Source organism: Frankia sp. Hr75.2 (genome assembly GCF_949319125.1).
GTDB classification, from domain to species: Bacteria; Actinomycetota; Actinomycetes; order Frankiales; family Frankiaceae; genus Parafrankia; species Parafrankia soli.
The window spans coordinates 1-9,757 of sequence record NZ_CASGGV010000057.1 but is presented as its reverse complement, the minus strand read 5'-3'; the positions used below and the strand labels follow the sequence as shown (position 1 = coordinate 9,757).

The window sequence follows — 9,757 nt, the reverse complement described above, 5'->3', positions numbered from 1 at the left end:
CTAGCCTGCTCTCCACGCGGCGGATCAGTCCGGGGAGTGCGACGCGTGACCGCCGTGGGCGCGTCGAAGGCACGGTCCCGTCGTCACCGAGGTCGCTCAGCTCCCGGAGAGGCCGTGAACGTACACGCGGGTATGTGCCGAACCGGCGCAGCCGAAACGACGCGAGGAGACCCGAGTGGTCAAGCTGGCTGACGGAATTCGAGTGGTCGACGCCGACGCGCACATGACCGAGCGCCACGACCTGTTCACCGAACGGGCGCCGAAAGGCTACGAGGACCGGGTCCCCCACGTCGAGCGGATCGACGGCGTCGACATGTGGATCGTCGAGGGCAAGGCGTTCGGCAAGGCAGGCTCCGGCGGCACCGTCGACCACCACGGGAAGAAGCACCCGTTCCGGGACTCCCAGGGCGGGTCCTGGGGCATCAACGACGTGCACCCCGCGGCGTGGGATCCGAAGGAGCGCCTGCGCCTGATGGATGAGCTCGGCATCCACACGCAGGTCCTCTACCCCAACGCGATCGGCATCGGCGGCCAGAACCTGCGGAACTCGGTCCAGGACCCGATCGTTCTCCGGCTCTGCGTCGAGCTCTACAACGACGCGATGGCGGAGGTCCAGGCGGAGTCGGGCAACCGGCTGCTCCCGATGCCGATCATGCCCGCGTGGGACATCCAGGCCTGCGTCCAGGAGGCCGAGCGCTGCGCCGCCCTGGGCTACCGCGGGGTCAACATGACCGCCGACCCGCAGGACTCCGGCTCACCCGACCTGGGCGACCCCGCCTGGGACCCGTTCTGGGAGGTCTGCGCCGGGAACCAGCTCCCCGTGCACTTCCACATCGGGGCCAGCCAGACCGCGCTGTCCTACTTCGGCACGACCTACTGGCCGAGCCAGGACGACTACGTGAAGCCGGCGATCGGCGGCGCGTCGCTGTTCCAGAACAACTCCCGGGTACTGCTCAACAGCGCCTACTCCGGGATGTTCGACCGTCACCCCGACCTGAAGATGGTCTCGGTCGAAAGCGGCATCGGCTGGGTGCCGTTCATGCTCGAGGCGATGGACTACGAGCTCGAGGAGAACGCGCCGGAGTACTTCCACAAGCTGCAGAAGCGGCCGTCGGAGTACTTCGCGTCGAACTGGTACGCGACCTTCTGGTTCGAGAAGGGCCGCGGCGACCTCCAGCACCTCATCGACACCGTCGGCGAGGACAACATCATGTTCGAGACCGACTTCCCGCACCCGACCTGCCTGCACCCGGACCCCCTCGGAATGGTCGGTGAGACGATCGCCTCGCTGCGTCCCGAGACGCAGCGGAAGGTCATGGGCGGCAACGCGGTCAAGCTCTACCGCGTCTGACCCGGCTCGCGGCGTGAACCCGGCACGACCGGGCGGGCCCGCTCCAGGCAGTGGCCATGGAACGGGCCCGGGCGGCCGGCCGCCGGACACGACGACAAGGACGGGCCGCAGCACCCGCGATCCCGGGCCCGGACCGTCATGGCGGTTTGGTGCTCAGATCTGGTTGACCCCGCCGTCGACGTGGAGGTTGCTGCCGGTGGTGAAGCTGCTTGCCGGGGAGGCGAGGAACAGCACGGCGTTCGCGACCTCGTCCGGGCGACCCATGCGACCCAACGGCACCTCGCTGGCCAGGGAGCCCTTCAGTTGGTGGGCCTGCTCCTCGTCGGCGGCCAGGCCGGTGATGCCGGGGGTGTCGCGGGGGCCGGGAGTGATGGCGTTGACCCGGATGCCCCGGCCCTTGAGCTCGTCGCGCCGGGGAACAGTTTGTAGATCGTCAGCGGCGAGACGCGGGCACGGCGCGCCACCTCGCGCGTCTGGACGGCGTCGTGGCCACCGGACTCGAGCAGCTCCAGCACCACGCTGAGAATCGCGTCGGCTGGCTCAGACCCGGGCACCTGGTTCATCTCCGCCGTGTCCGCCGCCCTGCGGCTCGGCGGTGAGGATGTCGTCGCGGAAGCCAGCGGCGAGGGCGCGTAGCGCGGCGTCGAGGTAGAGGGTGAGATCGGCGTCCGCGTGGATGGACCAGCGTTCGTAGGCGGCACGGCAGACGGCGAGGGTGGCCCGGCCGACGGCGAGCGGGTAGAGCGAGTCGGCCGGCTGATCGGTGCGGCGGGCGACGAACTCGGTGATCGCGCGCTCCCAGGCGTCGTAGTGCACCGTGGCGCTGGCGACGAGTTCGGGCACCGTGCTGATCAGATGCATGCGCATGCGCAGCTCAGGCACGTCCTCGGCCCGGTAGTAGTTGGCTGCGATGACCGCGTGACGGACCGCGTCCATCACGGGCAGGTCGCCGGAGGTCTGCTGGAGATTGGTGCGGATCGTGGTGACCTCGTTGTCGAACTCGTTCCACAGCACCTGCGACTTCGCGTCGAAGTACTTGCGGGCGCTCGTCCCGCGGGGCCGGCCACGGCGGTCGGGGCTTGTTTGTGGCACTAGGTGACGTTATTGTGCCCGATATTCGTCACACGGTGCCTAAATCACGGTGCCCACATGACCAGCCGAAGGAGCAGCTCGATGACGGACACCCAGACCCAGGCGAACGACGAGGTCACGGCAGAGGTTCCGGAGCCGTTGGTGGCGGACGAGCTGCTGGTCGAGGAGGTGTCGATCGACGGCATGTGCGGTGTCTACTGATCCCGCCGCTCGGCCGTCGCCGTTCGACCTTGACGCCGCCTGGTACGTGCCGGCGCAGGTGTCGATCCGCCCCGAGCGCTTCGGCGCGCTGCTGTACCACTTCGGTACCCGGCGCCTGTCGTTCCTGAAGAGCCCCGAGCTGCTGAAGGTCGTGCAGGTACTGGCCGACTTCCCGACAGCCCGCGCGGCCTGCGCCGACGCGGGCGTGTCGGCGGCCGAGCTGCCCGCGTACCGCGCCGCTCTGGCCACGTTGGCCGCGTCGGAGATGATCCGGGAGAGGAAACCGTCGTGAGCACACCGCTGCCACTGGTCGAGCAGTTCCAGTACGGCCTGGACGCGCCGATCTGCCTGACCTGGGAGCTGACCTACGCCTGCAACCTGGCCTGCGTGCACTGCCTGTCCAGCTCGGGCCGGCGTGACCCACGCGAGCTGTCCACCGCCGAGTGCAAGGCCGTGATCGACGAGCTCGAGCGGATGCAGGTGTTCTACGTCAACATCGGTGGCGGCGAGCCGACCGTCCGGTCGGACTTCTGGGAGCTCGTCGACTACGCCACCGCCCACCACGTGGGGGTCAAGTTCTCCACCAACGGAGTCATGATCACCCCCGAGGTGGCGGCGCGGCTGGCCGCCAGCGACTACGTCGACGTGCAGATCTCGCTCGACGGCGCGACCGAGGCCGTCAACGACGCGGTGCGCGGGCCCGGCTCGTACCAGACGGCGATGCGCGCCATGGCAAACCTGGCCGCCGCCGGGTTCCGCGGGTTCAAACTGTCGGTCGTGGTGACCCGGCACAACGCCGGCCAGCTCGACGAGTTCAAGGCGATCGCCGACCGGTTCGGCGCGCAGCTGCGGCTGACCCGGCTGCGGCCGTCCGGCCGGGGCGCCGACGTCTGGGACGAGCTGCACCCGACGGCCGCCCAGCAGCGGGAGCTCTACGACTGGCTGGTGGCGCACGGCGAGCGGGTCCTCACCGGGGATTCGTTCTTCCACCTGGCCGCCTACGGCGACGCGCTGCCCGGGCTCAACCTGTGCGGCGCCGGGCGGGTGGTGTGCCTCATCGACCCGGTCGGTGACGTCTACGCCTGCCCGTTCGCCATCCACGACAGCTTCCGCGCCGGCAACGTCCGCGGCGAGGGCGGGTTCACCGGGGTCTGGCGGACCTCGGAGCTGTTCGCCGACCTGCGCCAGCCGCAGACCGGCGGGGCCTGCACGTCGTGCTCGGCGTTCGACGCCTGCCGGGGCGGGTGCATGGCGGCGAAGTTCTTCACCGGCCTGCCGCTGGACGGCCCCGACCCGGAATGCGTGAAGGGCCACGGCGCGGCCGCGCTGACCGCGGTGGACCTCGAGCTGGTGCCGAAGCCGTCGCTGGACCACTCCCGCCCGGCGTCCCGCCGGTCGGGCCCGGTCCCGGTGACGATCGGCGCGCGCCCACCCGACCGCGCGTGTGAGGAGAGCCCGCTGGCCGGGCTGAGGCTCTGACATGCGAGGAACTGAGGTACGAGCCGTGGACAGCTGGCGGGCGGCGTGACCGCCGACCGCCCCGTCGCCGTGGTCACCGGGGCGGCGCGCGGGATAGGCGCGGCCACCGTGCTGGCGCTGGCGCAGCAGGGCTGGGAGGTGCTCGCGGTCGACCGCGGGAAGGACGATCCCGCGCTCGCCTACCCGATGGGCACCGAGGCCGAGCTCGGGGAGGTGGTGGCGGAGGCGAACTGGCGGGTCGAGGCGGCGGACCGGGTCCACCCGTTCATCGCCGACGTCCGGGACGCCGCCGCGCTCCAGGCCGCCGTCGCCGAGGCCGAGGCCCGGTGGGGTGGCCTGGACGCCGCCGTCGCGGCCGCCGGGGTGATCGCCGGCGGCGTGCCGCTGTGGGAGGTCCCGGCGGAGCAGGAACAGGCCGTGCTGGACGTGAACCTCGGCGGTGTCCTGAACCTGGCTCGGGCGGCCGTGCCCGCGATGCTGCGGCGGCCACCGCCGCGGCACGGCCGTTTCCTGGCGGTGGCGTCGGCCGCGGCGACCCGCGGGCTGCCGATGCTGGCCGCCTACTGCGCGGCGAAGGCCGGCGTCACCGGGCTGGTCCGGGCCCTGGCAGCCGAGCTGGGAGACACCGGTGTCACCGCGAACGCGGTCAGTCCGGGCTCCACCGACACACCGATTCTGGCCGAGAGCGCCCGCCTGTACGGCCTCAGCGGGGCGCCGGAGTTCGCCGCGCAGCAACCGCTCCGACGGCTGCTCGCCCCGGCGGAGGTCGCGGAGGTCCTCGCCTTCCTCGCCGGACCGGCCAGCAGCGGGATGACCGGTGCCGTCGTACCGGTCGACGGAGGCCTCGCGCTGTGACCACGCCCGTGGCTCCGCTGCCGGCCGGCTTCCGGGTCGTTCTCGACACGTCGGCACGGCGGCTGAGCGCCGACAGCTGGCTCGGCGGCTCGCCGGCCAGGGTGATCCGGCTGACCGCGGCCGGCCAGGCCGCCTGGCAGGAGCTCGCGACCGGCCCGGTGGTGTCCCCGCGGGCAGGCGCCCTGGCCCGCCGGCTCACCGACGCCGGCCTGGCACATCCCAGGCCGCCCACGCCGCGGCACGACCCGGACGTCACCGTCGTGATCCCGGTCCACGACCGCGTCGACAAGCTGGCCCGGTGCCTCGCCGCGGTGGGCGACCGCCACCCGGTCGTCCTGGTCGACGACGGCTCGCGCGAGCCCGGAGCGATCATCGAGCTCGCCGACCGGTTCGGCGCGAAGGTGATCAGGCGCCCCGTCAACGGCGGGCCGGCGGCGGCCCGCAACACCGGGCTGGCGGCGACCGCCGGCGAGCTCGTCGCCTTCGTGGACAGCGACTGCGTGCCGCCGACGGGCTGGATCGGCGCGCTGGCCGCGCACTTCGCCGACCCGCTGGTCGGCGCCGTGGCCCCGCGCACGGTCCCCGTTCCCGGCGCGCCGGGCGGCTGGGCCGGCCGGTACGCCGGCACCACACGCAGCCTCGACCTCGGCGGCACGCCGGCCCGGGTCGGGTCGAACACCCGGGTGGCCTACGTCCCGACCGCCGCGATCCTGGTCCGCCGCGCGGCGCTGGCCGAGATCGCCGGCGGCGGTCCGGCCGCCGGCGGGGCGTTCGACACCACGCTGTCGGTCGCGGGCGAGGACGTCGACCTGGTGTGGCGGCTGGACAAGGCGGGCTGGCGCATCCGGTACGACCCGACCGTCGAGGTCCGGCACCTGGAACCGGAGACCTGGGCCGGGCTGCTCGGCCGGAGGTTCCGGTACGGCACGTCCGCCGCGCCGCTGGCGCTGCGCCACCCGGGATCGCTGCCCCCGCTCGTCCTGTTCCCGGGGCCGGCGCTGACGGTCGCCGCGCTGCTCGCCCGTCGGCCCGTGCTGGCCGCCGCCGCGTACACCTGTTCGGTACTGCGCACCGTGCGGACGCTGCGCCGGTCAGACCTGCCCGTCCGGGAGGTGGCGCGCGCGACGGCAGGTGCCGTCGGCCGGACCTGGCTCGGCGTCGGCCGGTACGGCACCCAGTACGCCCTGCCGCTGCTCGCGGCCGGCGCCGCGGGTGGCGGCCGCCGGCGCTGGGGACGTCGGGCGGCGGTGGCATCACTGGTCGTCGGCCCGGCCCTGGCGGAGTGGGCGGGCCGGCGCGGGTCGATGGACCCGGTGCGGTTCGTGCTCGGCCGTCTCACCGAGGACGTCGCCTACGGCAGCGGTGTGTGGACCGGGTGTGTGCACAACCGGACGACCATCCCGGTGCGCCCCACGATTGGCCGGCGCGCCCACGGGTCGAGAGGACCCGACCATAGATGAGAGGTCGACCGGCGCTCACCGGCGTTCACCGCGGAGCGCCACTGCCTGGCGATACAGCCGGCCCGCGCGGTAGGAGGAGCGGACCAGCGGCCCCGCCATCGCCCCGGCGAAGCCGAGCTCGGCGGCCCGGGCGGACCACCGTTCGAACTCCTCCGGCTCCACCCAGCGTTCCACCGGATGGTGGCGCGGGCCGGGCCGCAGGTACTGGGTCACCGTCACCAGATCACAACCAGCTGCCCGCAGGTCCGCCAGCACGGCGTCGACCTCGTCGACGGTCTCACCCAGACCGAGGATCAGGTTCGACTTCGTGACGATCCCTTCCCCGTGGGCACGGTTGATCACCTCAAGCGAGCGCTCGTAGCGGAAGCCCGGCCGGATGCCGCGGAAGATCCGGGGCACCGTCTCGACATTGTGGGCAAGCACCTCCGGGCCGGCACCGAACACCTCGGCCAGCAGGGCCGGGTCACCACGGAAGTCCGGGATCAACAGCTCGACGCCGGTTCCGGAGGAACGCGCATGGATCTGGCGCACGGTCTCGGCGTACAGCCAGGCCCCTCCGTCGGCCAGGTCGTCCCGTGCCACCCCGGTGACGGTGGCGTAGTGCAGTCCCAGGCTGGCGACGGATTCGGCCACCCGGCGAGGCTCGTCCCGGTCGAGCGGAGCGGGCCTGCCGGAGTCGATCTGGCAGAAGTCGCAGCGCCGCGTGCAGACGTCCCCGCCGATCAGGAAGGTCGCCTCCCGATCCTCCCAGCACTCGAAGATGTTCGGGCAGGCGGCCTCCTCGCACACCGTGTGCAGCCCGGACTCGCGGACCACGGCCATCACCTCGGTGTAGGCGGGACCGACGCGCATCCGGGTGCGCATCCACGGCGGCTTGTTCTCGACCGGGGTCCGGGCGTTGCGGACCTCGAGCCGCAGCATCGCACGGCCGTCCGGTGTCACGGGCCGTCCTTTGTCATGGGCCGTCCTTGGTCATCAGCTCGTCCCGGCGGTGGCCCGCCACGATGCCGACGGCTCCTCGATCCGGTACAGCTTTGTCGCGTTCTCCCAGAGAATCTTCCGGCGCGCTCCCCCGTCGACGTGCCCGAGGCCGGACGTGATGGTCTCCTGGATGTTCTGGAACAGGCAGGTGGTGTGCGGGAAATCGGTCTCGAAGAGGATGTTGTCGATCGGCATCAGATCGAGGAAGTGCTTCGGGGCTACCGACTCGAACCAGTAGGTGACGAAAACGCTCTGGCGGAACAGATCCGACGGCAGCACGTCTCCCGACTGGCGCTCCCGGCCCGGACGGAACGCGCCGAGCCAGCTGTAGTCGGTGGCCTCGAGCATGAACGGAAGCCAGCCGATACCGCTCTCCACGGAGACGAACTTCAGCTCGGGATAGCGGGACAGCACGCCCGACGTGATCAGATCCGAGCACTGGACACCGTTCTTCATGAACAGGCTCACCGCGCAGTAGGCCTGCGCCCCTTCCACGCCGTGCTGGGCGTAGCGCTCCGGGGTGGACAGCTCCAGGGTGTCTCCGGCGCTGCCGATGTGGAAGTGGATCGGCAGGTCGGCCGCACGGGCGACCTCCCACAACGGATTCCAGTGCGGCGATCCGAGCACGGGCAGCCCGTAGCGTTGCGGCTCGCCGGTGAACAGGATTCCCCGCGCGCCCAACGGGGCGCACCGCTCGATCTCCCGTACGGTCTCGTCGATGTCCCAGAACGGTGTGGCGATCACCGGCAGCAGCCGGCGCAGGTCGGCCGAGGACCACTCGACGAGGAAGTCGTTGTAGGCCGACACACACAGCAGCTTGAGCGTGTCGTCCTTCAGCTTCAGGAAGTTCTCGCTGCCGAACCCGCCCACGTTCGGGTAGAGCACCTGGGCCCAGATACCCGCCTCGTCCATGTACTTCAGGCGGGCATCCGCCTGATACGCGCCCGGGTGGCAGTCCTCGTAGGTCTGCGGGTACTCGGGCGGGAACGTCGGCCATCCCGCCGGAGCCGTCACGCCGACCGGCGCCAGCCGCTCCCCGTGGAGCACCCAGGTGTCCGCCGTGCCCTGCCGCACCACGTGTGGAACGTCCTCGCGATACTTCGCCGGCACCCGAGCGGTCCACACGTCCGGCGGCTCGGTGATGTGACTGTCCGCGTCAATGATCAACTCTGGCGCTGCCATTTCCCCTACTTTCCTGGTTTCTTCGCGCTGCCGTCATGAACCATCATCAGCGTGTTGCCTGCGGCCGTCTTTGCACATTCGGTCAAGTCCTTGTTCGTTTCGGCGGCCAGCTCTCCGCCAATGCCGACCGAGCGAGCGGCCGGATCTCGCCGTTCCAGCCGTTCCGCGATGGCACCGACCGGGCGCCGCGGTCACGCGGCGTCGGGGCCCTTGCGGACGCGTGTCAGGACTCCTTTTCGGCCAGTCGCCGAACGCCCTTCTTGCGCACGGCGACGTCGCCGGTGGCACATGCCCGGCAGGCCAGCCGAAGATGGGTGAGATCACGACGTCGCGCACCGGGAAGTCGGTTTTCGAGGGCGTCGGTTTCCTCGCCGTCGGCGGGTGTCAGGTGCTCAGCTCCGCTGAGCACCTCGAAGTGGCATACCGTGCACGTGGCCTGGCCGTGGCACACCGTGGGCCAGTGGTACCCGAGTCGCCAGGCCGCCTCGATGATCGTCTCGCCGGGCTCGGGCGTGAGATCCGCGCCGATGGGCTCGACCCGGACCAACGGCCGTCTGGGCCGCCCACTCCCCTCTTCGGTCACCTGGCCACCGGGTCGCCGGAGACGACGTGCGCGGCGTGCTTCATACCGATGTAGGAGAAGACGCAGCTGTTCCCGATGCTGGCGCCCGCCCCCAGATAGGTGCGTCCCATCACCGACGCGCTGCAGTTCCCGGCGGCGTACAGACCCGGGATCGGATCATGGTTGGTGTCGAGCACACGGGCGAACTCGTCACAGAGCAGCCCGCCGCTCGTCCCCACGTCACCCGGGTAGAGCTCGACCGCGTAGAAGGGCGCCTTCTCGACGGGCGCGAGCGAGGCGTTCGGCTGGTTGCCGTAGTCGCCCTGGTACCGCTCGTGAGCCCCTTCGCCGCGGTGGAAGTCGGGGTCGGTGCCCTGCTTCGCGAACCCGTTGAACCGCTCGACCGTGGCGGCCAGCCCGGCCGGGTCTATGCCGCACGCCCGCGCCAGTTCCTCCACCGTGTCGGCCTTCTTCATGTAGCCGCTGGTGATCCACTCTTCGGGGGTGTTGGGACGGAACGCGAACAGATAACGACCGCGGTGGCGGGAGTCCATGACCAGCCAGCTCGGAATGGACTCACCGGCCGTGTTGTGC

General features: G+C 71.3%; 13 protein-coding genes. 6 read left to right on the top strand and 7 right to left on the bottom strand.

What is annotated here, in order from left to right:
- Nucleotides 1–175 precede the first annotated feature (175 nt).
- Complete coding sequence (locus tag AC559T_RS06370; RefSeq protein ID WP_498868077.1) at nucleotides 176–1,351, top strand: amidohydrolase family protein; 1,176 nt, start codon at nucleotides 176–178, stop codon at nucleotides 1,349–1,351.
- Between the two features lie 153 nt (nucleotides 1,352–1,504).
- On the opposite strand, the gene AC559T_RS06365 is transcribed toward AC559T_RS06370, so the two are convergent.
- Genes AC559T_RS06365 through AC559T_RS06355 form a run of 3 tightly spaced genes read right to left on the bottom strand, consistent with a single transcriptional unit; the run spans nucleotide 1,505 to nucleotide 2,443 of the window.
- Nucleotides 1,505–1,723, bottom strand: a complete 219-nt coding sequence (locus AC559T_RS06365) for an SDR family oxidoreductase (RefSeq protein WP_498868078.1) — start codon at nucleotides 1,721–1,723, stop codon at nucleotides 1,505–1,507.
- Nucleotides 1,651–1,905: a helix-turn-helix domain-containing protein gene (locus AC559T_RS06360; RefSeq protein ID WP_498868076.1), complete on the bottom strand. Its 255-nt coding sequence runs from the start codon at nucleotides 1,903–1,905 to the stop codon at nucleotides 1,651–1,653. The genes AC559T_RS06365 and AC559T_RS06360 overlap by 73 nt, the downstream gene beginning before the upstream one ends.
- Nucleotides 1,892–2,443, bottom strand: a complete 552-nt coding sequence (locus tag AC559T_RS06355; RefSeq protein ID WP_498868075.1) for an acyl-CoA-like ligand-binding transcription factor — start codon at nucleotides 2,441–2,443, stop codon at nucleotides 1,892–1,894. Before AC559T_RS06355 ends, AC559T_RS06360 begins: the two co-directional genes overlap by 14 nt.
- Before the next feature lie 81 nt (nucleotides 2,444–2,524).
- On the opposite strand from AC559T_RS06355, the gene mftA reads away from it, so the two are divergent.
- Genes mftA through mftF form a run of 5 tightly spaced genes read left to right on the top strand, consistent with a single transcriptional unit; the run spans nucleotide 2,525 to nucleotide 6,438 of the window.
- The gene (mftA, locus tag AC559T_RS06350) at nucleotides 2,525–2,644 is read left to right on the top strand and encodes a mycofactocin precursor MftA (RefSeq protein WP_071066653.1); all 120 of its coding nucleotides are present in this window, start codon (nucleotides 2,525–2,527) and stop codon (nucleotides 2,642–2,644) included.
- On the top strand, nucleotides 2,634–2,936 hold the full coding sequence (gene mftB, locus AC559T_RS06345) for a mycofactocin biosynthesis chaperone MftB (RefSeq protein WP_498868074.1): 303 nt from the start codon (nucleotides 2,634–2,636) through the stop codon (nucleotides 2,934–2,936). Before mftA ends, mftB begins: the two co-directional genes overlap by 11 nt.
- Nucleotides 2,933–4,123: a mycofactocin radical SAM maturase gene (gene mftC, locus AC559T_RS06340; protein WP_200835508.1), complete on the top strand. Its 1,191-nt coding sequence runs from the start codon at nucleotides 2,933–2,935 to the stop codon at nucleotides 4,121–4,123. Before mftB ends, mftC begins: the two co-directional genes overlap by 4 nt.
- 45 nt (nucleotides 4,124–4,168) lie before the next feature.
- A complete protein-coding gene (locus AC559T_RS06335; RefSeq protein ID WP_498868073.1) occupies nucleotides 4,169–4,978 on the top strand; it encodes a mycofactocin-coupled SDR family oxidoreductase in 810 nt (269 codons plus the stop codon).
- Nucleotides 4,975–6,438: a mycofactocin biosynthesis glycosyltransferase MftF gene (gene mftF / locus AC559T_RS06330; protein ID WP_498868072.1), complete on the top strand. Its 1,464-nt coding sequence runs from the start codon at nucleotides 4,975–4,977 to the stop codon at nucleotides 6,436–6,438. Before AC559T_RS06335 ends, mftF begins: the two co-directional genes overlap by 4 nt.
- Nucleotides 6,439–6,453: 15 nt before the next feature.
- Here the strand turns inward: mftF and lipA are convergent, their stop codons facing one another.
- The 4 genes from lipA to AC559T_RS06310 form a co-directional block, all read right to left on the bottom strand.
- Nucleotides 6,454–7,359: a lipoyl synthase gene (gene lipA, locus AC559T_RS06325; protein ID WP_112109167.1), complete on the bottom strand. Its 906-nt coding sequence runs from the start codon at nucleotides 7,357–7,359 to the stop codon at nucleotides 6,454–6,456.
- A 54-nt stretch (nucleotides 7,360–7,413) separates the two neighbouring features.
- Entirely contained in the window at nucleotides 7,414–8,601 is a 1,188-nt protein-coding gene (locus AC559T_RS06320; RefSeq protein ID WP_112109160.1) for an amidohydrolase family protein, read from the bottom strand.
- Between the two features lie 223 nt (nucleotides 8,602–8,824).
- The gene (locus tag AC559T_RS06315; protein ID WP_368956108.1) at nucleotides 8,825–9,184 is read right to left on the bottom strand and encodes a 2Fe-2S iron-sulfur cluster-binding protein; all 360 of its coding nucleotides are present in this window, start codon (nucleotides 9,182–9,184) and stop codon (nucleotides 8,825–8,827) included.
- Nucleotides 9,181–9,757 (bottom strand): FAD-binding protein (locus AC559T_RS06310; RefSeq protein WP_498868071.1); only part of this gene is annotated, 577 nt, incomplete at its 5' end. The genes AC559T_RS06315 and AC559T_RS06310, both read right to left, overlap by 4 nt.

Coding starts and splice junctions, on each gene's coding strand:
- mftA (WP_071066653.1), top strand. CDS start 2,525: ATGACGGACACCCAGACCCAGGCGAACGACGAGGTCACGGCAGAGGTT.
- lipA (WP_112109167.1), bottom strand. CDS start 7,359: ATGCTGCGGCTCGAGGTCCGCAACGCCCGGACCCCGGTCGAGAACAAG.
- AC559T_RS06320 (WP_112109160.1), bottom strand. CDS start 8,601: ATGGCAGCGCCAGAGTTGATCATTGACGCGGACAGTCACATCACCGAG.